This is a genomic window from Variimorphobacter sp. HTMS_6 (assembly GCF_059717775.1).
The window spans coordinates 1,082,636-1,109,529 of sequence record NZ_AP046094.1 but is presented as its reverse complement, the minus strand read 5'-3'; the positions used below and the strand labels follow the sequence as shown (position 1 = coordinate 1,109,529).

The following is a 26,894-nucleotide window of genomic DNA, read 5'->3' as shown; positions in this document are numbered from 1 at the left end:
GTGAACTTTGATTTATCTAATTTACTTTAGATATTTCATTAAAAATTCCAGTACTATCTTTTCGTATCCCTTTTTATTTTTGCAATAGCTTTCTGCATGCTTTGCTTTTGCAACCAGATAGATGGCTTTATTCTTTATTTTTTGTTGATACATTTTCTTTGACATTTCTGTTGGAACAAAGTTATCCCGTTTCCCATGAATAAACAATACCGGGGTTGTGTTATTTCTAATTGTTCGGATCGGGGATATCTGCTTGATCCAGAATCCGGCACGAAGGTAAATTACAAGATTCTCAATAGGAAGCAGTAAAACGCCGGGTAAATGATAGAATTGCTTTAATTGGTGCTGAATCAGTGATTTCAAATCCGAATAAGCGCAATCCGCAATCACACAATCTACCCTATTATCTATTTCCAGATGCAACAATACCGTTGCTGCACCCATTGATTCTCCATGAGTTATAATCTTGCAGCTCTTTCCGTAACTATCCTTACACCAACTCACCACTTTTTTCAAATCGTACCTCTCAAAATAACCCATCGATGTATAAGCCTTACCACTCATTCCGTGATTACGATGATCATACACAACTACTGTAAAACCCAGCTTAATAAAAAGCTCCGCATATTTTATACTCTCGTATTTTGCGCACCCTAAGCCATGACAGAGTATCGCTATCTTTCTATCTCCGGATGTATTCGTAATCTCATCAGAATCATATACCTCACAACTCAGTATATAACCAAAATCCGATTTTAATCGAAAGGAGGTTTTCTTCCACTTCTCAAAGTCTTCCCTGTTGAATTTTTTCCAGCGTAATTCCCTTTCAAAACCTTTCTTATATGCAATATTTCTTGGCTTTATAATTAAATCCGCCAAGCACCAAAGCCATTCAAAAACCCATACTAATATTAATTGAATCAATCACTCACATCCCTACCTTTTTCTATTAGTATTCATCCCCAAATAAAATTCCTATTATGCACTGACATATTTGAACAAAATGATGATAGATTGAAACCTATAAAAAGAGAAGTAGTTAAGCACGATAAATATCACGCTTCCACTACTTCTCTTTTTCTATATAATTATTTTGTTGATTAATATAATCTTTTATATTAACTTAATATGCCTGCCCTTTGTGTTAGTGTATGCCGAGGTTAATGTACCGTTTATGACAGTGAGCAGGCACAAACTAAGTGTGAATTATTCTTTTCAATAATTCACGCTGTCCTCTTCCGGAATGAAACTATCGAAAATGAACAATTCATAATATTTTCTATTTTCCTCGTAAACCTTCTGGTTCTGTATTGTCCAGGCCACCGTCTTTACGCGGTATACTTTTCTACAGATTGTATAAGACAATCCACTGCGATATACATAATGATATGCAATAAAATCCGGTTTAGTATAAAAGTTCATCAACAGATGTTTGAGAAAAAAATATTGAACCACATTTCCTTTGGTCTTCTCCCGTATGAAATCGGTAGATAATTGCCCTCTTACTATGTTCGGATAATGCTTACGATACCATGACAAGCCAAAGGGATTAAAGGATTCAATACAATAAACCCCTTTATAATTCTTTAAAATCTCTGACACCACTTTACAGGTACTATCTGCTTTGAATAAGATTTTTAATTCGATAATCAGAGGAACCTTACCATCAACAAGCGCAAGCACCTCTTGTAAAGTTGGTATCTTTTCTTTAGATCCAAACAAATGAAATGCCTGTAATTCCATATAATTGTGTTCCGCCACTTTATAATCTACATTACATGCACGCTTTAGATTATAATCATGTAAAACAACCGCTACTCTATCCTTTGTAAGCTGAACATCTAGTTCAATTCCATATCCATGCTCCACCGCAAGACGAAATGCAAGTAGGGAGTTTTCCGGCGCGTCTCCCTTATTATCATGGAGCCCTCTATGCGCATATAACCATCCATCAAGTTTTTTACTGTCCGGGTTACGCTTTAACTTTGGCATGATCATAAGCAAATATAATAACACCATTAACGCAAGCCCAATTAAAATATACAACAACATATTACATACTCCTAACATTAATCCTCAGCATCATCATCATAATTTTAATCATACTTATTCTTTCTCATCGGTTAGCTAACACCGTAAGCTTTAATAGAATTGTTGCCAGTAGTACCAGAAATCTGCCAGCATACCATTCTATGTTATCACTCTAGTGTTTATTCATTTGCACGATTCACTGTTGTAAACACATAACTTCCGATACCAACCGCGATCGTCAGATTTAAGGAATCAACGTCCGGTGACTGTGGTATAAAAATACTTGTTCCAGCTGTTAAGAAGGAGGCATCCAGTCCAGTTGCCTCATTGCCAAACACCAAAGAATATAAGCTTGTCTTCGGACAATTCTGTAGTTCTAATGTATTCTCACCATCGAGCATAAAGGTAAATATATCATGCTCCGGATAGATCTTTCTATAATCCTCAAAGCTCTGAAATTGGCTGATGTTCAGCTTGAAGAGTGCTCCCATGGAGGATCGAACTGTCTTTGGATTAAACAAATCCGCAGAGGGTAGAATAATTGCAATATCATATATCCCGAACCCTACCGCTGTTCTAAGGATTGTACCGAGATTCCCCATATTACTGGGGTTTACCAATACAATATGCGGCTTATTCGCTACGAGTTCATTGTTATATTTATTAAATACACCCGCCACATAACAGTTTTCTTTGTCACTTAACCTAGCTATCAGTTTATTATTCTCTTCAATCGGTATATTACTGCTCTCACACAACTGATATAGCTTATCCTTATCCGTGAAGCTGGAATCTACTAATATCTTTTTTACCTGTTCAGGTTTTGATTTAATTAACTCATACGTCGGAAACGCCCCCAACGTATAAGAATAATCAACATCCTTTTTATATGGTTTTATCTGTTGCTCGTTCGATGCATCTATCTTGCTCTGTTTCATTGATACCCTCCGTTCACGCCCTAAATCATCTCCACGCCATAGGCTTACTGTAATTGGAAATGCTTATTCTTTACATAAAAAAGGAGCTACTGCAAAATGTATATCCTTCATAAAATGATATAACAAATTTTAATTTTGCAACAGCCCCTTTTCATAACAATTATACTCAATTTATTGATGGATTAATTAATTAATTAATTATTTCCCATAAACACCAAAGCCAACATACCGGGTCCGGTATGCGTGCCAATTACCGGTCCTACTTTGGTAATGAAAATATCCTTCACGATATTCTTTTCTCTGATGATTGCTTCCAATTCTAAAGCTTGGCTAAGATTATCAGCATGGGCAATCCCTACAGTTTGAGAAGCTATATCTACACCCTGCTCAATTAATTTTGTAACCATTAGTTCCATCTCTGCACGGCTTCCTCTGACCTTGGAAATCACCTGCAGTTTTCCTTGTTCATCCGTACTAAGAACCGGTCTGATTTTTAATGCAGTTCCTACAATTGCTTCCAATGAAGTGATTCTTCCACCACGCTTTAAGAAGAATAAATCCTTAACAGTAAACCAATGACAGATGCGTCTTTTGTTCTCTTCCACCCAATCTCTCAACGCATCAATATCCATACCGTTCTTCTTATTTTTTGCCGCATTTAAAACAAGCAAACCTTCTCCCACCGAAGCACATAAAGAGTCCACGCAATATATCTTTCGATCTGGATACTCTTCAACTAAATCTCTTATTACAAGCTGAGATACATTATAGGTTCCACTTAATCCGGAAGAAAAGGCTATGTAAAGAATGTCCATACCCTGATCAAGAATTTCTTCAAAATGTTCCATAAATACAGCAGGAGTAATCTGAGTTGTACGAGGTACTCCTCCGTTCTTTAATTTTGTATAAAACTCTTCGATGGACAATTCCCTCTCATCCGGATAATGATTAAATTCCTTATCATCTACACTTACACCCATAGGAATAATATTTAAATCATATTCTTTTACGATATTTGCAGGCAAATCAAGTGTTGCATCACTTACAATCACATAGTTATTCATTGATACAGCTCCTTTATTTACTATTATTACATGCTGGTTACTATTTTACTACGAAAGTGATCCAATACGCAAGAAATATTCAATAAACCGATATTAAATAAAGCAATTGTGTATTTATTATTAGCATTATTTACGATAAAATATAAATCTGTCAACATCAAACTGATAACTAAACAATTAATTTCGCAAGTACCATCACAATTGGAATCGTTATTATGGATAAAATTGTGGTAATAGCAAATAACTCCGAAGCGTATAGATAATTCTTATCATAGCGAATGGAAAACAAATTGATTGTAGCACCGGTCGGGCAGGCGCACGCTAAAATTGATGTCAGTATAACGATATCTGGGATATTGAAAAATCGGAACACCAGTAACATACCAATTGGTATCAATACCAGCTTAAACAATGATATATATAATGCTCTTACATTCATAAACACCTTAAGAATATTGGTCTGGGCAATGGTAACTCCTGCTACCATCATCGCTAACGGCGTATTCATATCAGCGATATAAGATACCGACTTACCAATCACCTCCGGCAATGTTATATGACAGACAAAGAGCAAAAAACCGACAAAAATGGATAATACAGAGGGGGAAAGGATTGCCTTTATAATGGACTTTTTATCATATTCTCCGGACATACTAACCATGCCATGCGTCCATACCACAAGATTAAATATCGTAATATAAGCGGTTAGATAAAACACACCTTCACCACCGAAGATTCCGTTTACTAAAGGTATACCGATAAACCCGCAATTGGAATAAATCATAGCAAACCGTTCTATACTAATATCCGCACCTTTTTTTCTTAATATTATTACCGATAGCAAGATACTGACTAAATGCGTTGCTATCGCAAGTACAAAGGAAATCAACAGTCCGGTTAATAACGTTGCCTCAAATTTTCTTTGATAGGACATTAAGATTACCATCGGATTTACCAACAGCAACACAATATCCGCTAACTTTTTATTTGTTTCATTATCAATTAACTTTATTTTATAACTAATGATTCCAACCAGAATAAGAACAAACATTATGATAATCTGGCTAATCGCTGCTAGAGCAAGATTCATTATTTTACCTACTTTCCACGATGTGTCGGATTTTTAATTATTATGTCTCGATAAGTTATTATGCACTGATTTTCAGGAACCTTCAAGTAATTTTTTTAATAAATAATTATGATTATTTATATTTTAATTATACAAAGATGACAAAGAAGATAGGCCTACTTTTGCAGCGTTGATATCGAAGCTCATTCTTACTGCTATAACTCTGTGCACCCAATAAGCAATATTCTACATAATAACTTGTTGGACTGTTCATATAAATGCAATCTTATCAGTATAATAAAATAAAAAAGGAAAAAGACTATGGATTTCCTAACATTGTTCCTTCTTGCGATTGGTTTAACTGCCGACGCTTTTGCAGTATCTATGACAAATGGTATCTGTCGTAAAAAGGTTACCAAACGCTATGCCTTTGCCAATGGTATTATGTTTGGATTATTTCAGGCACTCATGCCGGTGATCGGTTTTATTCTCGGCAATTCATTTTCAGAGGTCGTACATCTTTATCAACATTGGATTGCTTTGATTCTACTAGGGGGAATCGGAATCAATATGCTCGTTGAGGCAAACAAAGAAAGACAACATCCAATAACACCAAAGCCCATGAGTCAGTTTCTCAAAATCAAAAATTTATTTATTCAGGGCATTGCTACCAGTATTGATGCATTGGCAACGGGTGTAGGCTTTGCCGTTCTTGATATCAATATATTAGTTGCTTCTCTCACGATAGGTATTGTTACCTTCTGTTTCTGCTTTGTCGGAGTTTATTTCGGAAGAATGTTTGGTGTATTATTAGGTGTTCGTGCCAAATTTGTCGGCGGAATCATCCTTATAATTATCGGATTAAAAATATTTCTTGAAAGATTCATTTGATATTACGCAAACTAGGTTGAAAAATCATCCATCTTATATGATAATAGAGACATCTTACCAAATCAAAGGAGTGAAGACCATGAGTTTAGATTCATGTTTTAATAAATTACCCGTGTTGGAGACACGCAGATTAATCCTTCGTCAAATCACAGAGAGTCCCGAAGACGGAAAAGATAGTCTGGAATTTATAAACGACTATAGTGTTTATCGTTATTGGGGTGTATACGATGAAGCAAACGACAGCGACGGAAGCGGGCGCCCAAGAAAAATGATTAAATTGGATTATCACTATAAAGCCACCATGAAAGAGTATAAAGCCCGTAGGGAATTAACCTGGCTTATGGAATTGAAGGATACCCATAAGGTAATCGGCGAGGTCGTATTATACGATTTCCGACTGGATAAACAGGCAGATATTGGTTACCGCATCAGTAAAAATTATTGGGGAAAGGGATTTACCCCCGAAGCGGGACAAGCTATGTGTAAAGTGGCATTTGAAGCGCTCAATTTAACCAGATTACAGATCCGTTGCTTTACGAACAATCAAAGCTCCGTTCGCGTCGCAGAAAAATTGGGATTTGAGAAGGAAGGTATGATAAAACAGGGTGCTATTGTTAATGTAATGACCGATTATTATATCTACGGATTATTAGCTGATGATTACAATAAAAATCCCATACCAGATTCAGAAGTTAAAATTATATTATAGACAACAAAGGAGAACCAATGAAGACATTATATATATCCGATTTGGACGGCACGCTTCTGCAACCTAACGTTGAACTTTCTGATGCTACCGTACAAATTTTGAATGAATTAATTGACCAAGACATGCTATTTACCGTTGCAACTGCACGTTCCATCGCTTCTGCTAAGCCAATACTAAAGGATGTGAACATTTCCATTCCCATCGTATTGATGAACGGTGTTTGCATCTTTGATTTAGCAAAGGACGATTTTGTAAAAATAGAGACACTCCCTAAGGATAGCGTTGCAAAACTAATGACTCTGATTAAAGAGCATAATCTAAAAGGGTTTGCATATACCATAAAAGATGGAATCATGTCAACTTATTATGAGGATATCAGTCACCCTGCCTTAAAGAACTTTGTGCAGGAACGCGTGAGCCGCTATCGTAAGCCATTTACTCAGATTGATGATTTCTCAACCTTATCGGATGAACCTCTAATCTATTATTCATTAATGGATGAAAGGGAAATACTTGAACCGGTATATCAGGCTCTGCAAAAAATCAAGGAATTAAACTGTGTATTCTATAAAGATAATTATGTACCCGGCTTGTGGTACCTTGAGATATACAGTAAATCCGCTTCAAAATACCATGCAGTACAGTTTCTACGAGAAGAATACGGATTTGAAAAGGTTGTATGCTTTGGAGATAATCGTAATGATCTGCCGTTGTTTGAAGCCTGTGACGTAAAATTGGCCGTTGGTAATGCGGTGGAAGAATTAAAAGAAAAAGCCGATCAGGTGATCGACAAGAATACTTCAGATGGGGTTGCAATGTGGTTAAAAGAGAATTTCAAACCACTTTAATTATATTAATTACTGATATTAAAAATCCTGCTTATATTATTATCATCAATATGCACAAATTAAAGCTTAAACAAAAATAGTATACTATTAGTCTTAAGAATAAATATTATACAATTCTTAAAACATACATATACTTGGGCATATTGATGATTTTATGTATAATACGTGCTTCCGTCACACATCTACTTACTCATACTTTGAACATTTTAACATTTTAATAGTTGATGGCCATAAAATGAAATCGTGGTTTACATATTCTTTCGATACAATTCCGGATATCCTTCTAAGTGTGCAAAGTCATTAAATCTCTCTAAATAGAAACGTCCCAGCTCTTTATCATATTGTAAATGAGTGATACTTGTATTCTCCAAGGATAAACCGAACAAAAATCGGTTTGCTTGATTTTTACCAACTAGGGCTGCAAGAAGTACACGTATTGTTCCACCATGAGTTACAATTGCTACATTCTTATAACCACTATTTATAATTTCCTGGATGACTGGCATCGCTCTTTGATATACCGCTCTTCCGTTTTCTCCTTCCGGATATGGAATATCATCCATCAGCATCTTCTGTTGTTTTTTAAATTCACTAAAATGCTCATTAATATATTCGTCGCTCTTTCCCTCGAGTAACCCAAAGGATATTTCCTTAATCCCCTCTTTGATTATATGTTGGAGTTGTAAGGCTTCATTTAAAATCTCCGCTGTTTGCCTTGCCCGAATTAAATCACTTGAATATAACGCATCAATCTCATAATGTTTCATTCTATCCCGAAGAAGTTCTGCCTGTTTTCTTCCCTCATCCGCAAGCTCCACATCAACATTACATAACCTACTACACTGTCTTCCGTGTCTGATCAAGTAAAGATTAATCATGTTTGCACCACCTTTTCTATATTTCATCCTACTTTTTTGCATTTAATATATGTTACGCAATCATGATTATTGTTGTTGTTTTCTCTCATATACTTCATTATAGATGTTCATCATACCCAGGTATTCTTCCTTGGTAATCATATCACCCTGATCTGCATACTCCACCATATAACAGCTAAATGCAACAAATCGAATATGGGTAAGCAACAAATCAAATCGCTCCGAATCATAATACTTTCGTATTATATCACAATAAAACACGATCAGTTCCTTTACATCCTCCTCCGACTGCTCCTGCAGTAAGGCATTCAATTCTTCCAATTTATTTTCAGAAAACAGACCCTTTAAATCTGCATCCAACTGTGCTAATTCATCTCTCATATCACTACCTCCGTATTTATTCAATACTATATCTACTCATTGTCATTTATGTCAACCTCCTCATTCTATCATGTAATGTAATCCAATTACAAGAGTTTATCAAAGATTGTGTACTCCATCCACCCTAGTCATCATAGATACGTCCATAAGCGTATAATCAAACCATAAATATTATTTAATTATTTCAGGCTACATGGTAATTCATACTTACTAAAGATATGCTATCTGCTTTTCTCTTTCTTCTTCATAAAATAATTTATTCTCTTTCTTTTCTATACTATATCTTTTATCGTTTAATAAATATAACAGAACTACCTTACTAAAACTAATCCACCAATTTTCTTTAATATTTATTTTCGATATGTAGAAGGGAAGAAGCAGGACAGTGATTATCATCTCTCCAAAGAAGTAATCACTGTTCTGCTTCTTCCCTTCACCCCCCTTATCAACATGTCTGTTTTTGGACGGTAAAAGACCCCGGTCGGGGAACCGGGGCCTTTCAGCATAGGACGAGGAGAATATATTATGCTGTTTTACTTCTCTTTTTCAATAATACGTCAAAGGTAACAGCTGCGAGAAGTACGATACCTTTAACTACTTTTTGTAAGTTTGCATCGACGCCCATAATGGACATACCGATGTTAAGAACACCCATGAATACAGCACCAATAACAACGCCACCTACTTTACCAACACCACCGTAAGCGGATGCACCACCGATAAAACAAGAACCGATTGCATCTAATTCATAGTTCACACCTGCTGTAGGAGCAGCAGAGTTAAAACGAGCAACACATACGAGAGCAGCAACTGCACTCAAGAATGCCATGTTAACATAAGCAAAGAATAATACTTTATTGGTATTTACACCGCTCAATTTAGCTGCTTTCTCATTACCACCCATTGCATAGAGGTAACGACCAGGAACGGTTCTTGTTGTAAAATATGCATAGATCATAACGATTACAGAAAGTATGATCAAGATTGCAGGAATACCGCTTGCATTTGCTAAGGAGTAGCTTAATGCCATGATTGCTACTACCACAATTACAAGTTTTGCAACAAGTGCAATAATGGATTCTAATTGATAACCCTTCTTACTTTTGTTTGCTCTGGATATTAATTGAGTAACAACATAGATAACACTAAGGATAGCACCAATTAAGATACATGTAATATTAATATCACCTTTGAAGAAATCCGGAACATAACTATTGAACAAATTCAAATATGAGTTTGGTAAGCTTGAAATTGTTAAACCATTTAAAATCATAAGTGCAACGCCTCGCCATAATAACATACCGGCCAGTGTTACGATGAATGCAGGAATTCGTAAATATGCGATCCAATAACCATGAATTACACCGATTATGATACCTGCTAACAAACAGATGATAATTGATAAACTAACCGGCACCTTCATATTAACAATTAATGTACCTGCTAAAGCACCTACTAATGCAACGATTGAACCGACTGATAAGTCGATGTTACCACCGGTTAAGATACATAGTAACATACCTGTTGCTAAAATAACCACATAACCATTTTGTGCTATTAAGTTTGTAACATTACCTGGGAGAAGTAATTTTCCACCCGTACCAAAGGCGAAAAAGATTGTAACAACGATCAACGCAAAGATCATTGTATTCTTTTTAAGTATTTCCTTTGCTTTATCCATCTCTATTCTCCTTTACTTGTCTTTAATATTTGACTCATAATAAGTTCTTGGGTAGCCTCTTCTTTAGAGACTTCACCAACCATTTTACCTTCATTCATTATATAGATACGATCACACATACCAAGCAACTCCGGTAATTCAGAAGAAATCATCAAGATTGATTTGCCTTCTTTAACCAATTGATTAATAATGCAATAAATTTCATATTTCGCACCAACATCGATACCTCTGGTAGGTTCATCAAGTATCATGATATCTGGATCAGAGAACATCCATTTACTGATTAATACCTTCTGCTGATTACCACCACTAAGGTTACCTACTGTTTGCTCTGAAGAAGTACATTTGGTTTTTAGTTTTCCAATGTAATCATTTGATACAATTACTTCAAGATCTTGATCAATAATTCCATTCTTACTTACTTTACTCATCTTAGCCAAGGTAGTATTAACACGGATTGGGTTGGATAAGACCAAACCATCTCCCTTTCTATCTTCTGTAACGTAAACCAGCTTATTATCAATTGCCTCTCTTGAGCTATTCCAATTAACTTCCTTGCCATTTACTAATAAATCACCAGAGATATCTACACCGTAGCTCTTACCAAAGATACTTAATGCAAGCTCTGTACGGCCGGCACCCATAAGTCCTGCGATACCAACTACTTCACCTTTTTTTACATGAAGTGATACATTATCTACAACTTTACGTCCAGCATAGAGTGGATGATATACATTCCAATTCTTTACTTCAAGATTGGTTTCTTTAATATCAACATTCTCTCTCTTAGGAAAACGATCCGTCATGGTACGACCAACCATGCCACGAATGATGCGCTCTTCACTGATTTCTTCCTTCTTATTATCCAATGTCTCTATAGTAGCACCGTCTCGAATTACAGTAATCTTATCAGCTACATATGAAATCTCATTCAATTTATGAGAAATAATTATCGAAGTCATTCCTTCTTTCTTGAAGCTTAACAGTAAATCTAGTAGTTTACGGGAATCAGCTTCATTTAATGACGCAGTAGGCTCATCAAGAATGAGAAGTTTAACATTCTTAGCCAAAGCTTTCGCAATTTCAACTAACTGTTGTTTACCAACACCGATATCCTTTATTAATTCTTTAGGGTCTTCATTCAAACCAACTACTTTAAGCAGCTCTGCCGCTTTATGATAAGTTTGTTCCCAATCAATTTTCGCTACAGTTCCTCTTTCGTTACCAAGGAACATATTTTCTCCGATTGTCATGTATGGAACTAACGCAAGTTCCTGATGGATAATTACGATACCTTTACTTTCACTGTCTTTAATAACATTGAATTTACATTCTTCACCTTGGTACAGAATATCGCCTTCATAGCTTCCATACGGATAAATTCCGCTAAGTACATTCATTAATGTTGATTTTCCTGCACCATTTTCACCAACCAACGCATGAATCTCGCCTTCTTCAACATGAAGGTTGACATTATCTAATGCCTTAACTCCGGGGAAGCGTTTGGTAATATTTTTCATTTCCAATATTGCTGCCACTGATACCCCTCCTATACTATAAAATATGATGGTTTCTAGAGTTTCTATGTCGAAGCTCTGAGTAATATATTCACTGCCGTAGCAGTGTAACTAATTGTACAATACATATATTCTCACGATTGGGAAGAAATAACATTTCACTCTACCATCGCGTAATTTAATAAGGGTGCTGTATGACTGTTTCCTTATACAACACCCTTACTTAATGTGTTGATTACTGAATATCGCTCTCTTTGTAATATCCGGAGTCGATTAATAATTTCTTGTAGTTATCTTTATCTGCGAATACTGGATCGCAAAGGAATGTTTTAACGATGCCCTTACCATTGTCATAAGTCTTAGTATCATTTACAGGTACTTCTTTGTTATCAACAATAGCGGTAACCATTTCAACTACCTTGTTTGCTAATTCACGAGTATCTTTGAAGATAGACATTGACTGAGTTCCTGCAAGAATGTTCTTTACAGAAGTCTTATCACAATCCTGACCGGTTACGATCGGGAAATCATCTTTTGTATAACCAGCGTTAACTAAAGCATTAGTAATACCGATTGCACAAGAGTCATTGGATGAATAAACTACATCAAGTTTAACTTTCTTATCAGCATAGAAGGATGTAAGAAGGTTTTCCATTCTCTTCTGAGCTTCTTCTGTTGACCAGTTCTGTGTAGCAACTTCTTCAAATTTCTTCTGTTTAGAAACAACGTTTAATTTGCCGTTGTCGATGTATGGCTGTAAAATACTCATAGCACCGTTAAAGAAGAAAGTAGCATTGTTATCATCAGGAGAACCTGTGAATAACTCGATGTTGAAAGGACCAGCCTGATCCTTAAGTTTTAATTTATCAACGATATACTGTCCCTGGATTACACCAACTTTGAAGTTATCAAAGGTTGCATAGTAGGAAACTGCATCAGTATCCATGATAAGACGGTCATAAGCGATAACTGGAATATTCTTTTCTTTTGCTTTCGCTAATACAGTACCAAGTGAGCTACCATTGATAGCTGCAACTACTAATACGTTACAACCACTTGTGATCATGTTCTCAATCTGAGAAACCTGAGTAGAAACGTCATTGTTAGCATACTGTAAGTCTACTTTGTATCCTGCGTCCTCTAAGGACTTCTTCATATTAGAACCATCTTGGTTCCAACGCTGTAAATCTTTTGTAGGCATTGCTACACCAATTTTTTTTGCATCTGATTTCGCACCGGATTTGGAATCATCTTTGCTACCACATCCAACCATCAAAGATGCTACTAGTGCAACGCAAAGCATTAAACTAATTAACTTCTTTTTCATAAATTTTTTCCTCCCATAAAATATGTTTTTTACTACGTATTGATAATAACACGTATAGAATAGTACAAACTTGCTTTAATCTGCATATTATTGATGATTAATGCACATACTAATATGCTACCCTCCTATGGTATAGCAATTTATTGCACTGATATTGCGAAAAATTCCTATTATACTCCGAGCTATCCCTGCATAGTACAAAAGAGCTCCAAAGTAGCACAACCTTAACTTGTTCCTGTGCAAACTATGGAGCTCTTTCTTCTATATTAATTTAATTTATTTCGGAACATTCAAATATACTTCTTCTTCTCTCTGGAATCCTCCCTCGATAATAACCTGATATATATTATCCTTATTCACAGCGATAGGCTCCAGCTTAACGTAGGGAACTTTATAATTCCCATCATTGATGGATTCTTTAAAATCCACCTTATCTCCCTTGGCTAACCTAACCGCATATTCCGCAGCAGACTTCGCTAACTGATCCACCGGTTTATACACCGTCATGGTCTGGGTCCCCTCAACGATTCTTTGACATGCTACCAGATCAGCATCCTGTCCGGTCACCACTACTTTACCTGCCATACGGTTCTCCGATAACGCCTTTACTGCTTCGCTCGCCAAATTATCATTACCACACATTACTCCATTAATATTCGAATTTTTGGATAATGCCGTATTTACTGCAGTAAATGCTTCTTCGGCAAGCCAATCCTTTGCATTAACTGAGTATATCACATTTAGACCGGAATTTTTTATAACACTGTTAAATCCCTTCTCGACAAGGGCTACATTATTATCCGATGTCGGGCCATAAATCGTAATAATATTACCTCCCTTTTGAACCCCCTTGACTAAAGCTTCCGCCATTAAGCGTCCCACTTTCTCATTATCAAAAGAAATATAAAGATCTACATTCGCATTATTAACCAAACGGTCATATGCGATTACAATGATTCCGGCATCCTTAGCCTTTTTTAGTACTCCGGACAATGCCTCAGAATCGACAGCAACGACTACGATAGCGTCCATTTTTTTGCTGATTAAGTACTCAATCTGTGAGATTTGATCTTTTACTCCCCCATTTGCATTTTGAACATTAACATCTGCCCCCAACTCTTGTGCCGTTGATACAAATACATCACGGTCTCTTTGCCAGCGCTCAATTACAAATGAATCAAACGATAATCCGATCTGAATCCTCTTTTTCTCATGATTTACGTTATGATCACTTTCCTTTTTATTACTACACCCAGTCATTGATATTGCACATGTCACAAGTAGAACCAATACAATACTTAACTTTTTCATAAAATAACCACGCCCTTCCTCATATTAATGTGAAAAATTTAATTATCTCACATTACCTTCTCCCTATATTCCGTAGGTGTAACACCCACTTGCTTTTTAAAGATACGGCTAAAATAATTCGGGTCACTGTAACCTGTGTCTGCACAGATGTTTTTGATGCTGATCTCCCTGTTTCGCAACAATTTCTTTGCTTCCTCTATACGAATATTAGTTAAGTACTCTATGAAGTTTTCGCCAGTCTCCTCTTTAAATAACTTACTAAAATAATATGGACTAATATCTACCACTCTCGATACATCATCTAAAGAGATATCTTTACTATAATTCTCTTCAATATATGCTTTTGCTTTTATAATTACTATATTGGTTTGTTCATCTTTTTTTGTTATGGTATTTCGACAAGCCTCCAAAATTTTATTTACAAACCACTTACGTAGCAAATCATAATCGCTTATCTGAATCAGTGTTTCTAAGTAATCCTTACGATAACGGAAATGATAGGTCATACCCCCGCTAAGGAATGCCTTCTGCTCCGCAAAAAGGATAAATTCTAAAGTCTTTAGCTTGATATCCATCTCACAGTCCGGAAAATGTTCCACCATCCAGTCAAAAAAACGATTCGCTTCCGTTTTTGTTCCTTCCATATTACCCTTTTCAATCATATCATAGAGTTTTTTCTCTATGTCGATTGGGTAGTCATCTGCATAATCGCATCCAACCGGTATATCTTTCACATGAACGACTCGACCTTTACTGTTGTGCGTAGCAGTTAATGCTTCCTTGTAGGATTCTCCTATTCGATTTAAAGGAGCCACGGAACCAATACCTACTTTAAATTGAAGGTCGATCTGCTTTGTTAATTCTCTAATCAAATGTCGCACCATCTCGATAATATTAATACGGTCATCATACTCAAGCTGTGGTTTATCACAAGGAAGGAATACAACAATTTTATTCACCATAATTGGCCCTACAATGCAAGGGAACTCTTCTTTTAAATACCCTCGAATTAATTGGTAGTAATTTTGAGCTTTTACACTTACACCAACAGGATTTGTCAGCTTTCCATCCTCAATGGAATCACCAAATTCAATTACCATCATCATTCCATACTCATCTTTAATAGAAAGTAAGCTTCTAAAGTCCACTTCTGTTCTAAAGTCATCATTGGATAATATCGCATAGATAAAATCACTCTCCAGAATTGGAACAACAATCTCAAGTTTTTCCCGGATCATTAAATCATTACTTCTTTTTTTACGCTCTAATTCTATGATATCCATTGCCTTTTGTAATGTATTTACCACTACCGTATGATTCACCGGCTTTGTCAAATACTCTAAAACGCCTAAATTAATTGCTTCTTTCGCATAAGTAAACTTGTCATATGCCGTCATTACGATAAAGATAACCGAACTATTCGTTTTTCTAATTTCTTTCATCGCTTCTATTCCATTTATACCGGGCATCTGAATATCCATAATTGCAATATCAGGTTTAAATTTCTCTGCCAGCTCAATTACACTTCTCCCCGTAGTGGCATGCTCCACCAGACAATTGCCCTGATAATTTTTCTCAATAATAAACCTTAAGGAATCAATAACAATTCCTTCATCATCTGCTAACATTATCTTGTACATAGTTTCTCCTATCTTTTAGATCCCCCATCTTAGCATTAACGATTTCTTGGTATGCGAATGATAACCCTAGTTCCTTTATTATGACCTTCACTTTCAATTTGGAACACTTCTTCCCGGTTATAATAAAGCCTTAATCGATTAATAACATTACCAAGCCCTATCCCGTTAGAATCCTTAGAAACAACTCGTTCTTTGAGCGATGTGCTCTCTTCAAGTCTTGCTGTCATAATACGATCAATTGTACTTTGATCAATTCCCGTACCATTATCTGCAACAATAATTTCAATATTTTCACCTGCAGCTTTAACCTCCAAGTGAATCTCCCCTTCATATTCCACATTTCGAATTCCATAGTTCACTGAGTTCTCAACAACAGGCTGTAAAATCATACTGGGAACTCTAATATCCAACAGACTCTCATCTATCTCTTTAAAGAAATGTATCCCTCCCGAGAACCTTACATTCAATATATAAATATAACTATCTACCTGTTTAATTTCATCTCTTAACGTAGAATCATAATCAAAGCTTTTCATATTAAATCGGAAGAAATCCGCCATATTTTCAATAAACAGACAAGTCTTATCCGCACCTTCCATCATGGCAAGCTGCGCACCCGCGTTCAAGGTATTAAACAAAAAGTGTGGATTGATCTGCGCCTGCAGATATTTTAATTGAGCATCCTTGAGATGATTTTTCATCATCAACTCCCGCTCCATCATCTTGTTTTCTAATTCCATACTTTCTCTTGTTTTGATAATATACTGATGAATGCTGACAATCATGTTATTAAATGCTTTCGTAACAATCTCGACTTCATCGGATGAGTCCACGTGAACCAGATCAACCTCAAAATTACCTCCGGCAACCTGGTGTGCAACACGTGTCAGCTTCATCAAAGGATCCGTAATGCTTCGCGTCACTATAATAATTAGAAGTACCGTAAGGATTGTTAATACCAGCAGAACCGTAGTACTGATAATTTCAAGATAATTAAAAGATATTAATAATACGTCATATTTTTTTGAATTATTTTTAAACTTCTCATTATTTAAACTATTAATATGAACGTTGATGTATCCAAACATTTGTCTTGTTTCTTCGTATAGTTTTTTATATTTTTCAATATTACGTCCTCTTTTTGCATTAACGGTATCCGCCACAAGCTGAAGATAATTTTCTGACATGTTCTTAATATTTTTCTGCATTAAAAGCATATCATTATCAGTAATACTACCATCCAAATCATTAATTAGATTTTTATAATCCTGTGATGTACGATAATAATTTTCAAGTGATTCACTGCTTCTGGTATTTAAAAATTCATAAAGATTATTCTGAACTTCAGACAGCTTATCGTAAAGCTTGTTTAATTGAGCATTGCTTTTATATACTTGATCAATCGTTCCGATCGATTTATTAATATTATAATACATTATTAAATTAGCAAAAAATATGATTGTCGAAGACAATATAAAAACCAAGATTAATCTTCTTCGAATCGATCCAGTTTTTTTCTTTGAATTCATTTTTGTAACCCCCGCTTAAGTAAACATCTTGTAATTCAAGACATATGATGTGTATATCCGGATCATGTGTGTGCTTGCTATTATTCGTTTTCCTCTGATTTGTTCTTTTTAACATTCTTAATATAGTCTTTTACATTATTCTTGTTAATAACACTGATATCTACCGAATAATAATCACTAACATAGTTGGATTTCTTATACTCAGTCAGAGCCTCTACACAGTTTGCTCCCATTTGTTTTGCATCCAATGTCATTGTTGAGTGAACAATATTTTTTTCAATTGCTGATAAAATCATATCCGAATAATAGTAACCAACGATTCCAACCTCCCCAACTTTGTTGTAATCCACCACTGCCTGATAAGCGCTTCTGGTATCCGATTCCGTCAGACAAACTAACAAATCAGGAGGATTTACTTTATCCATTATGATCTTACGTATACTGTCTTCTGAACTAAACGCATCCTTGGTATTTACCATCACAGACTTTACTGTAACACTGTGATTTGCAACAGCGCCGACAATATTCGAGTAAATAACCTTCTGTGTGTTATACTTTGAATCATTATTTAACAGAACTGTTATATTCTTAACTCCTTCACGAACCGTCTGAAGGATTTCTCTCGCGTAAGTCTGCCCTTGCGTATAACTATTAATATTGACAAAACTGATACGCTTGCTTCCAGTTGTGTCCTTAAGCACTGTTACAACAGGTATGTCGGCCTTATATGCTTTATCAATTAATGCATTCATATCTTCGTCCCCATTCGGTTCAAGTATAATTCCGTCAACCTTAGAGGCAATTGCAATTTTCATCAAATCCTGCAGGGAATACTTAATAGATAAATCACTTCCGATTTTCTCAACATAGACATTGTTTTTCTTACCTTTATCCATGGCACCTTGATAAATTGCTTTCCAAAAAGTACTGTCTGCTTCTTCCGATATTATTGCATAATGATAATCATACTGTTTATATTCATCTTTTTCCGTTAATTCCAATTCTGAAATACGATATTTATAATAAAACATACCAGCCAAAATAATAATAATTCCGACTGCTATACTGCACATTGCAGCTAAAGTAATCACTCTGTTTTGATTTGACAATCTACGCTTGTCCGATTTGTTTCGCATTCTTATTCCTCATTTACTGTTAATTTATTATAATAGTATAGCATCCTTTTTGTTTATTTACTATATGAATTTACTAATTAACTGCTCTCCAGTAACAAGTTTATTCGGCAAGAATATGATATTATAGTTAAAATGAAAAGGAAGTGTTTCTTTGCCTATTAAGATATTTATAGACCAAGGTCACAATCCAACCGGTAATCCAAATGCCGGTGCTACTGCAAATGGACTTTATGAGCAGGATATCACATACCAGGTAGGATTATATCTTGCCAATCTCCTTAACAGTGATCCGAGATTTGAAGCAAGAGTATCTCGACCGACTGCAACCACTGTTTTAGGAACCAGCAGCTCCACCAGCCTTGCAGAAAGAGTACGTTTAGCGAACGAATGGCCCGCTGATTATTTTATTAGTATTCATTGTAATTCCAATCCCAATCCGGCAATTAACGGTACGGAAATCTACATCTACCAGTTGCAAACACAGGCTCAGTGGATGGCAGAACAAATTATGGTTGGAATCAATCAGATGACCGGTACCATCGATAACGGTATAAGAGTAAGGCCATCTCTTTATGTACTGCGAAGAACTAACATGACTTCCATGTTGATTGAGTTAGGATACTTAACCAACCCCTCGGATGCAGAAAAATTACGCGATGATCAGTACCAGTTCGCGTATGGAATCTACCTGGGCATCATGCGTTACTTTGGATTCGCGTAAAAGTTTATGAATAATACGTTGACGGCTTTTGCTTAATGGATGAATTAAAAGGAACGATGATATCGTTCCTTTTGTTGTGTGCTTTATAAGCAAAAGCCGTATTCTTTGGTTTATTTTTAACTCATCTATTGGAAATTCTTTAAAAGCATACGAACCATCATTAACTTTAAATCATGCCTTTGCAACATCTTTGTCTATTATAGCTATGAAATCCACCACTTTGAATCGGTAACCGGAAATATACCAGATATGTTAATCTGGTATATTTTTATTGGGGGGGTATGATGTTAACTTATAAAGCTTATTGTACTTCAATATTAAGCATATCTTTTACAGTCTGTTTAAAATCCGCGATTGCCTGTTTTTTTGTTTTATTACCTGCTGTATACTCACGTACCTGGTCAAGCAATAAGGAGTTGATTAATTCGTCATATTGTGACTTATTCCTACCATTTGCGAGCTGCCCTGCTGGAGCGAATACATCGAACATGTTCTGTCCACCTAGGAAGTCGAGTTTACCATCAGACCTCTTCATAACAGTACCGGAAGCAACGGCATCTTTTACTCCGCCAGTACCATTAGGAACATTTAAAGTACCATTAGCCCAATAGTACTGAAGGCCTGTATCGGAGCTGTCAAGGGTAATCCACTTAATGATATCACCAACAGCGGCTTTTTTCTTCGTATCCTTGTTTGCAAGAACCCATGTTCCACCCCAGAAGAATCCAACAGGTGGTTCACATATCGCCCAATCGCCATAGGTACCTTCGCCAACTTTGTCTCCACCGGAATGTTCATTCATTCCATAACTAACTAACCATGCAGGCCCGAAGAAACCGAATACTTGTTTTTTTCCAGTATTTTTCATATCTGCAAACCAAGCGTCAGTCCATTCTACAGTATCATTACTGTAGCCCTTATCTTTGATCTCTTTAGCAAGATCAAAGAATTTTTCACGGTCTGGATCGATATAGAGTTTGCCATCAACGATCCAACCCTGTTTAGCACCATTTTCTACAGCATGCCATATGTCGCCATCACTGGATACGATACGATATCCCTTAGCTTTTAAATCAGCTGCAGCTGCGAAGAACTTATCCCAGCCTGGACTAATCTTCCCTTTGATAGTAGCAGGATCGTCCGTTCCCCAAACATCCGTCGCAATGGAGCGACGATAGATGAATGCACCACCGGTTGCCTCATAACCAAGACCAACAAGTTCACCATCCGGATTTGTTCCGATATCAACGGAATACTGTGTGATATCAGCAACTTTTAAGAGGTTATCAACATCGATGCCGAGATCTTTATAAGGTGCTGCATACTGATATTTATCGCCTTGGGTGTACTTCAGTGCGAATTTAGCATCAACACCGTATATGTCTTGTGTATCTGTCCCGCCGGCAGCAAGCTCCTGGTCAAGGTAAGTCTGATACTCAACATCTCCGGGGTTACAATTCTTGATTTTGTAAGGGAAGTCCGGATGAAGTTTCTTGTATTTCTCAATAATATCGAAAACTTCATCTGTGAAGTAAAAAACATTGATAACATTTGAATTAGGATTGTTCGTTACAGTTGCTCCTGAATCTGTACTATTAGCATCATCTACAGGGTTACTAGGAGTAATGATCGAGCTATTTGGGTTGTCGTTTATTTTGTTACATCCTATTAATGTCATAATCATTACGAACAGGCAAGCAAGAAATAAAGTGGTAAAACGTTTCATAGCGAATCCCCCTTAATTAATCATATATAAATACTTACTAATTCTTTAAATTGAGTGACTTTATTATTACACATGGTAATATTATACATTATTTATGCTATTAAATCTATTTTTAATTTAGTCAAATATTATAACGATTCCAACAATTTTCAAATACGGGTACATACATAAATAGCAGAAAACAGAGAAGAAGGGTTATCATCTAGCGATAATCCCTCTTCTCCATTTATATTCAGATACTTTATTATATCTTTATTTAGTAGTATATTTATTGAATCAATCTGTAATAACTTCATTAAACTTCTTCATTACTGCCTTTACCAATCATATTTACTTACTGAATACCATCCTGACTTAGCGTTATATGATTTGTAGCAAAAAGCCTCATTTACTTATGATACGGTTGACCATGAATAATTCGATAAGCGCGGTAAACCTGCTCTAATAATATCATTCTCATCAGCTGATGCGGGAACGTCATTTTTGAAAAGCTAAGCTTAAAATCTGCACGTGCTAGAACTTCAGTGGATAGCCCGAGTGATCCACCGATGATTAAAGATATATGGCTCGTACCCGTTACACCGAGGGTATCTATCTTGCTAGCTAGCTCCTCTGAGGAAAGCATCTTTCCATCTATTGCAAGGGCAATGCAGAAGGAGTCTTCCTTGAGTGCTTTTAAAATGCGCTCACCTTCTTTTTTCTTGATTGCTTCTTCTAAAGCCTCACTTGCATGATCCGGTGTTTTTTCATCCGGAAGCTCTACAATCTCCATATTGCAATATCTGGTTAGTCTCTTACTATACTCTTCTACTCCTTGAGCAAGATATTTCTCTTTTAACTTACCCACACATATTAACGTTATCTTCATTCTCTACTGCTTCCTTTTGTATCTCTTCTCTGATATATTCATATAGAACACCATTCTTTACAAGCTTCAGCTTTGCACCCTTGAAGTCACGTTTTCTGAGCTCTTTTTGAAAATTATAAATCATGAAGCCATGAAATACGATTAATATATTCTCCTGCTCCCAGTCAATTCGATCAAGGAATTGATTAATTCTTTTTCTAGTTTCTATTCTGTTCTCAGGCTGACTTTTGGACTTAAAATACCATGCAAGTCTTCCACACAGATGCCATACTTCAAATGGCAGTTTAATACGTTCCGTATGTATAAAAGGAGCATTGTCCACTTCTCTAAGTAATTTATCCAGTAATACATTTCCGCTATATACTTCCTTAGCAGTGGTAACCGCCCTTGGTAAATCACTTGCATAGCAGATATCCCATTCCAGTCCATACATTTCAACTTTTTTCTTAATTACCTTCGATACTTCATATTTTTCTGACCACTCGCGAAACTCTTTCGAGGTCATCATTTTCTTATGTGGGCAATTCACTTTAAAATGCCGTAATAATCCTATACGCATATTGCTCTCCTATTCGTATGTCTAGCCTGTTATCTTGTCCACTCTATAATTTTATCCGTTATAGATTTTCCATCAATCGCTATCTTTCCATTTTACATATTTTCTTTATATTTTTCAAGGGAAACCAATAATCCCCATAATTCTTAACACAATATTTACACAATTGGCCGGTTTTATATTTAACTCATAATTGCTTTATTCTTTTTTTAGATTTAGTTCACGGTAAAGACACATTTAGAAGTTATATTATATACATAGACAGTGATAAAACACTTTCTACTCCCACCCTATTATACGCAAAGTTATACAGCTCCCCTGCTGTATAACAGAAAAAAGGAACCTTTCGTAGGTTCCTTTTTTCTGCTTAATTATTAAAATATGTATCTAAAGAAAAACTAATAATAAGTGCTCTATCAATTCTCTTCAATACATCCCTATCCAAATGACAGACTTTCTCTTTCAATCTGGATTTATCAATTGTCCTAACCTGTTCCAGTAAAATAACTGAATCTTTCACTATTCCGTATTTTTCAGCATCTAACTCAACATGTGTTGGAAGCTTTGCTTTATTCATTTTAGATGTAATGGCCGCACAAATTACGGTAGGACTATGTTTATTACCTGTATCATTCTGAATAATCAGAACCGGCCTGACACCGCCTTGTTCGGATCCGACCACAGGTCTTAAATCCGCATAGAAGATATCTCCACGTTTAATTACCACTTTATTCACACTCCAATATTAGGCTAACCTTATTATTGCCACTTTTTTCGTGTGTATACCATAAAGTGTATATGTTTCATATTTACTCGGTGATGATCATGTTTTTATATAAGTAGTTTAATCTCTGACTTCCCTGATTAATAAACCCTCGGTACTCTCTTTCCAACCGTACACACCAATTCATAGGGAAAGGAGTGAGAATTGGTGGCGAGTTCTTCTGCAGTTATACATACATCCCCATCTTTACCGAGTAAGGTAACTACATCACCCTGTTTTACATTTTCAATCCCTGTAACATCTACCATAAATTGATCCATGCAGATTCTTCCGATAATCGGTGCAAAGACCCCGTTTATAATCACCCTACCGGAATTTGATAAATTTCTGGAATATCCATCCGCATAACCTACAGGAATCGTAGCGATTTTCATTCTTTTATTTGTTACAAAGGTAGAACCGTAGCTAATACCGATTCCTTCCTCCACTTCTTTTACATAGACAACATGAGTCTTCCATTCCATCGCAGGGATAAGCTGAAGTTCCTTCTTGTTCACTTCATCAGAAGGATATATTCCGTAGGTTACGATACCTGAACGAACCATATTAAAATAAGCCTGTGGTAGTTCCATAATACCTGCACTGTTCGCTAAATGTTTAATCGGAATATGAATTTGTTCCTCGTCCAGCATATGATGAAAGGCTATGTACCTGTTTAACTGTACCAAAGCACTATGTTTATCACTTTCATCCGCACTTGCGAAATGAGAAAACAACCCTTCCAGTTCAATCGCTGGAAGCTCAGTGATCTTCTTAATAATATCGACGCTTTCCTTGGTATCGGTAAAACCGATTCTGCTCATACCGGTATCCAGCTTGATATGAATCTTTGCAGTTTTACCCTGGCGCCTTGCCTCCATCGATAAATTTTCTGCCATGTCGTATTGAAAAACTGTTTGTGCAATATCATAGGACACCACTAAATGATGCTGCTCTTTTGCTGTATACCCAAGTATTAGGATTGGTTTTTTAATGCCTGCATTCCTAAGTTCTACTGCTTCTTCGATAATTGCAACTCCATATGCATCAACACTCTTCTCTTCTTCCAAAACTTTAGCAATCGGTATCGCGCCATGACCATAACCGTCTGCCTTAATTATCACCATTAATTTCGTATCTTTATTGATTTTCTTTCGAACTTCCTGCAGATTATGTTGTATTGCACTAATATTGACATTAGCTTGCACTCTGTAGTAAGCCTGCTCTTGTGTATCATTTTTTTCGCTCATAATACGTTCGCTAGCCTTTCCACGTGTCTACGATATAAACCGGAACACTTTATCGTTTCATCCAAAGTTAATACGTTACTATAATATATCTGCCCGCTTTAGGAGCACAGTTTCAATATGATCTACTATGTCTCTTGCCATTAAGGAATATGTTCCTTTTACTTTTTCTGCTTCATCCCCCGCTAAACCATGAAGATAAACCGCAAGGCAGGTTGCTTCATAATGTTTCATTCCCTGTGCGATAAGAGCGGCAATCATTCCTGTGAGCACATCACCGCTACCTGCGGTTGCCATTCCGTTATTGCCCGATGTATTAATATATTTTTGTCCCGTCTGAGTAACAATTGTACGCGCATCTTTGATTGCATATATCAAATTATTATTATAAGAACATTGAAAGGCAGTGTCAACCAGATTATTGACAATATAAGAAATCGGATAATTGATTAATCGCGATAATTCCTTAAGATGTGGTGTTAATATAACCTGCCCTTTTAATTGGTGGGATAATGTTTCAAGCCTCTCCCCCTCGGGTGGAAATTTGCTATTCTCATCCCTTTCCAATCCTTCCTCATTTGTAGCGTTATTTATATTCTTTTGTAGTTCAGTGTCCAGCTTCTTACTGAGTAGATTGATACCATCTGCATCCATAATCAGTGGTGTGTTACAGTTTTCCAAAACAAGATCCATTAAATCAGCGGAATCCTGTGTTGTACCGATTCCCGGTCCAAATACCACCACATCTGCCCATTCCAAATCCTCTAGTATACCGGATTTACAAGTCTTGACATCAACGGAAGGATCATCGTAAGCACGAAAAAGTGCCTCCGGTAATATCGATTGAAGGATAATTCGATTATCCTCACTTGTTAACACCTTAACCATGCCCGCTCCGGTACGATAGGCAGCTTTAGCGGAAAGATATGCAGCCCCGCTCATTCCCTTACTTCCGGCAATCACAAGTACCTTTCCGAAGGTTCCTTTATTACCGTAGTTACTTCTTAGCGGGATTAATGATAAGTCATACCCGTCATAACAAAATGTATTTGCCCGAATTTCAGATTGATCAATCCTGCCAAATCCAATATCGACAATCTTAATCTTTCCGGCATAATCAGCGCCAGGATAAAATATTAGCCCAAGTTTGTGATATCCGAAGGTTATCGTATAATCGGCACGTACAGCAACATTCATCACTTTACCGGTATCGGTAGAGATTCCGGACGGAATATCCACAGCATACACAATAGACTTAATCTCATTCATCTTTGTAATAATCTCTTCATATATTCCGGTAACAGGTCTGGATATACCAATCCCGAATATAGCGTCAATCATTATATTATATTCACCAAGGTTGCTTCTGTGTTCAAACTGCATGCCCAAATTCTTCGCAATTTGTAGCTGCCTTTGAAATCCATCCGAACCTTTCCCATCATCACTAATCAAAAGAATAGCAACCCGGTAGCCCTGTAAATACAGAATTCTACCTGCTGCTATTCCATCACCGCCATTATTACCACAACCGCATACCACTAGAATACGGTCATCTTTTCTAATCTGTTGCTTCATCACTGCCACTACTTCAAAGGCAGCTCGTTCCATCAGTACCTCCTGAGGAACACCTAACGTTTTAATTGTATATTCATCGATTGCTTTCATTTCGGTAGAATTAAGAACTAATTTCATCACCCGGCCTCCCCAACAACAAATGCATTTGCATAACCCTTTGTATTCGATATTGATACATGAATAACGGCTACGCCCTGCTGCTTTGCTATATCTGCTGCATTCCCATAGAGATTCACATATGGCTTCCCCAAAGGATTACGCAGAACTTCAATCTCTTTTGGAAAAAAGGAACGGAAGCCTGTACCAAACATCTTTGAGACCGCTTCCTTAACTGCAAAATTATCTGCTGCTTTATTCCTGTCTGTACGAATTAATTCTATCTCATCCTCAGTGAAATATTTATTGAGAAAACTATCCTTTTCACTTGCCTTTATTACGCGATCTACTTCTATTAAATCTACACCGATTCCGGTAATCATGATTACCCG

General features: G+C 36.4%; 25 protein-coding genes. 4 read left to right on the top strand and 21 right to left on the bottom strand.

All coding sequences use genetic code 11. From position 1 onward, the window contains the following. Positions 1 to 21: 21 nt before the first annotated feature. The 5 genes from AC6IWN_RS04895 to AC6IWN_RS04875 all read right to left on the bottom strand — a co-directional run bounded on the left by AC6IWN_RS04895 (position 22) and on the right by AC6IWN_RS04875 (position 5,123). Positions 22 to 924 carry an alpha/beta hydrolase gene (locus tag AC6IWN_RS04895; RefSeq protein ID WP_497991253.1) on the bottom strand — a complete coding sequence of 301 codons (903 nt, stop codon included), beginning with the start codon at positions 922 to 924 and terminating at the stop codon, positions 22 to 24. 291 nt (positions 925 to 1,215) lie between these two features. Continuing rightward, positions 1,216 to 2,052: a glycerophosphodiester phosphodiesterase family protein gene (locus AC6IWN_RS04890; protein ID WP_497991252.1), complete on the bottom strand. Its 837-nt coding sequence runs from the start codon at positions 2,050 to 2,052 to the stop codon at positions 1,216 to 1,218. A 158-nt stretch (positions 2,053 to 2,210) separates the two neighbouring features. Then, positions 2,211 to 2,969, bottom strand: coding sequence for a TrmH family RNA methyltransferase (locus AC6IWN_RS04885; protein WP_497991251.1), 759 nt, complete (start codon positions 2,967 to 2,969; stop codon positions 2,211 to 2,213). A gap of 194 nt (positions 2,970 to 3,163) precedes the next feature. Next, positions 3,164 to 4,033 (bottom strand): DegV family protein, encoded by an 870-nt coding sequence (locus AC6IWN_RS04880; protein WP_497991250.1) that lies wholly within the window; start codon positions 4,031 to 4,033, stop codon positions 3,164 to 3,166. A 169-nt stretch (positions 4,034 to 4,202) separates the two neighbouring features. Continuing rightward, positions 4,203 to 5,123, bottom strand: coding sequence for an AEC family transporter (locus AC6IWN_RS04875; RefSeq protein WP_497991249.1), 921 nt, complete (start codon positions 5,121 to 5,123; stop codon positions 4,203 to 4,205). Between the two features lie 300 nt (positions 5,124 to 5,423). On the opposite strand from AC6IWN_RS04875, the gene AC6IWN_RS04870 reads away from it, so the two are divergent. From AC6IWN_RS04870 to AC6IWN_RS04860, 3 genes are all read left to right on the top strand, one after another. After that, positions 5,424 to 5,993 carry a manganese efflux pump MntP gene (locus AC6IWN_RS04870; protein ID WP_497991248.1) on the top strand — a complete coding sequence of 190 codons (570 nt, stop codon included), beginning with the start codon at positions 5,424 to 5,426 and terminating at the stop codon, positions 5,991 to 5,993. A 79-nt stretch (positions 5,994 to 6,072) separates the two neighbouring features. Beyond that, on the top strand, positions 6,073 to 6,702 hold the full coding sequence (locus tag AC6IWN_RS04865; protein ID WP_497991247.1) for a GNAT family N-acetyltransferase: 630 nt from the start codon (positions 6,073 to 6,075) through the stop codon (positions 6,700 to 6,702). A gap of 17 nt (positions 6,703 to 6,719) precedes the next feature. Continuing rightward, positions 6,720 to 7,550, top strand: coding sequence for an HAD family hydrolase (locus AC6IWN_RS04860; RefSeq protein ID WP_497991246.1), 831 nt, complete (start codon positions 6,720 to 6,722; stop codon positions 7,548 to 7,550). 248 nt (positions 7,551 to 7,798) lie between these two features. On the opposite strand, the gene AC6IWN_RS04855 is transcribed toward AC6IWN_RS04860, so the two are convergent. From AC6IWN_RS04855 to AC6IWN_RS04815, 9 genes are all read right to left on the bottom strand, one after another. Then, positions 7,799 to 8,428 carry a histidine phosphatase family protein gene (locus AC6IWN_RS04855; protein WP_497991245.1) on the bottom strand — a complete coding sequence of 210 codons (630 nt, stop codon included), beginning with the start codon at positions 8,426 to 8,428 and terminating at the stop codon, positions 7,799 to 7,801. 66 nt (positions 8,429 to 8,494) lie between these two features. Then, a complete protein-coding gene (locus AC6IWN_RS04850) occupies positions 8,495 to 8,809 on the bottom strand; it encodes a hypothetical protein (RefSeq protein WP_497991244.1) in 315 nt (104 codons plus the stop codon). Between the two features lie 523 nt (positions 8,810 to 9,332). Then, positions 9,333 to 10,490 (bottom strand): multiple monosaccharide ABC transporter permease, encoded by a 1,158-nt coding sequence (mmsB, locus tag AC6IWN_RS04845; protein WP_497991243.1) that lies wholly within the window; start codon positions 10,488 to 10,490, stop codon positions 9,333 to 9,335. Between the two features lie 2 nt (positions 10,491 to 10,492). Further along, complete coding sequence (mmsA, locus tag AC6IWN_RS04840; protein ID WP_497992167.1) at positions 10,493 to 12,010, bottom strand: multiple monosaccharide ABC transporter ATP-binding protein; 1,518 nt, start codon at positions 12,008 to 12,010, stop codon at positions 10,493 to 10,495. Between the two features lie 232 nt (positions 12,011 to 12,242). Beyond that, on the bottom strand, positions 12,243 to 13,334 hold the full coding sequence (gene chvE, locus AC6IWN_RS04835; protein WP_497991242.1) for a multiple monosaccharide ABC transporter substrate-binding protein: 1,092 nt from the start codon (positions 13,332 to 13,334) through the stop codon (positions 12,243 to 12,245). A 276-nt stretch (positions 13,335 to 13,610) separates the two neighbouring features. After that, entirely contained in the window at positions 13,611 to 14,645 is a 1,035-nt protein-coding gene (locus AC6IWN_RS04830) for a sugar ABC transporter substrate-binding protein (protein ID WP_497991241.1), read from the bottom strand. Between the two features lie 47 nt (positions 14,646 to 14,692). Next, positions 14,693 to 16,285 carry a helix-turn-helix domain-containing protein gene (locus tag AC6IWN_RS04825; protein ID WP_497991240.1) on the bottom strand — a complete coding sequence of 531 codons (1,593 nt, stop codon included), beginning with the start codon at positions 16,283 to 16,285 and terminating at the stop codon, positions 14,693 to 14,695. Positions 16,286 to 16,320: 35 nt separating this feature from the next. Next, the gene (locus AC6IWN_RS04820) at positions 16,321 to 17,814 is read right to left on the bottom strand and encodes a sensor histidine kinase (protein ID WP_497991239.1); all 1,494 of its coding nucleotides are present in this window, start codon (positions 17,812 to 17,814) and stop codon (positions 16,321 to 16,323) included. A gap of 80 nt (positions 17,815 to 17,894) precedes the next feature. Beyond that, positions 17,895 to 18,950, bottom strand: coding sequence for a sugar ABC transporter substrate-binding protein (locus AC6IWN_RS04815; protein WP_497991238.1), 1,056 nt, complete (start codon positions 18,948 to 18,950; stop codon positions 17,895 to 17,897). Positions 18,951 to 19,101: 151 nt separating this feature from the next. Here AC6IWN_RS04815 and AC6IWN_RS04810 point away from each other — a divergent pair, with 151 nt between their 5' ends. Next, on the top strand, positions 19,102 to 19,671 hold the full coding sequence (locus AC6IWN_RS04810) for an N-acetylmuramoyl-L-alanine amidase family protein (RefSeq protein WP_497991237.1): 570 nt from the start codon (positions 19,102 to 19,104) through the stop codon (positions 19,669 to 19,671). A gap of 301 nt (positions 19,672 to 19,972) precedes the next feature. Here AC6IWN_RS04810 and AC6IWN_RS04805 read toward each other — a convergent pair whose 3' ends face one another. The 7 genes from AC6IWN_RS04805 to acpS all read right to left on the bottom strand — a co-directional run bounded on the left by AC6IWN_RS04805 (position 19,973) and on the right by acpS (position 26,885). Continuing rightward, on the bottom strand, positions 19,973 to 21,397 hold the full coding sequence (locus AC6IWN_RS04805; RefSeq protein WP_497991236.1) for a carbohydrate ABC transporter substrate-binding protein: 1,425 nt from the start codon (positions 21,395 to 21,397) through the stop codon (positions 19,973 to 19,975). Between the two features lie 388 nt (positions 21,398 to 21,785). Next, complete coding sequence (gene rlmH / locus AC6IWN_RS04800; RefSeq protein ID WP_497991235.1) at positions 21,786 to 22,265, bottom strand: 23S rRNA (pseudouridine(1915)-N(3))-methyltransferase RlmH; 480 nt, start codon at positions 22,263 to 22,265, stop codon at positions 21,786 to 21,788. After that, on the bottom strand, positions 22,237 to 22,824 hold the full coding sequence (locus AC6IWN_RS04795) for a histidine phosphatase family protein (RefSeq protein ID WP_497991234.1): 588 nt from the start codon (positions 22,822 to 22,824) through the stop codon (positions 22,237 to 22,239). The genes rlmH and AC6IWN_RS04795 overlap by 29 nt, the downstream gene beginning before the upstream one ends. 364 nt (positions 22,825 to 23,188) lie before the next feature. After that, complete coding sequence (locus AC6IWN_RS04790; protein ID WP_497991233.1) at positions 23,189 to 23,548, bottom strand: type II toxin-antitoxin system PemK/MazF family toxin; 360 nt, start codon at positions 23,546 to 23,548, stop codon at positions 23,189 to 23,191. Positions 23,549 to 23,685: 137 nt separating this feature from the next. Continuing rightward, on the bottom strand, positions 23,686 to 24,834 hold the full coding sequence (gene alr / locus AC6IWN_RS04785) for an alanine racemase (protein ID WP_497991232.1): 1,149 nt from the start codon (positions 24,832 to 24,834) through the stop codon (positions 23,686 to 23,688). 78 nt (positions 24,835 to 24,912) lie between these two features. Further along, a complete protein-coding gene (locus AC6IWN_RS04780; RefSeq protein WP_497991231.1) occupies positions 24,913 to 26,523 on the bottom strand; it encodes an NAD(P)H-hydrate dehydratase in 1,611 nt (536 codons plus the stop codon). Then, a complete protein-coding gene (acpS, locus tag AC6IWN_RS04775; protein WP_497991230.1) occupies positions 26,523 to 26,885 on the bottom strand; it encodes a holo-ACP synthase in 363 nt (120 codons plus the stop codon). The genes AC6IWN_RS04780 and acpS overlap by 1 nt, the downstream gene beginning before the upstream one ends. Positions 26,886 to 26,894 lie beyond the last annotated feature (9 nt).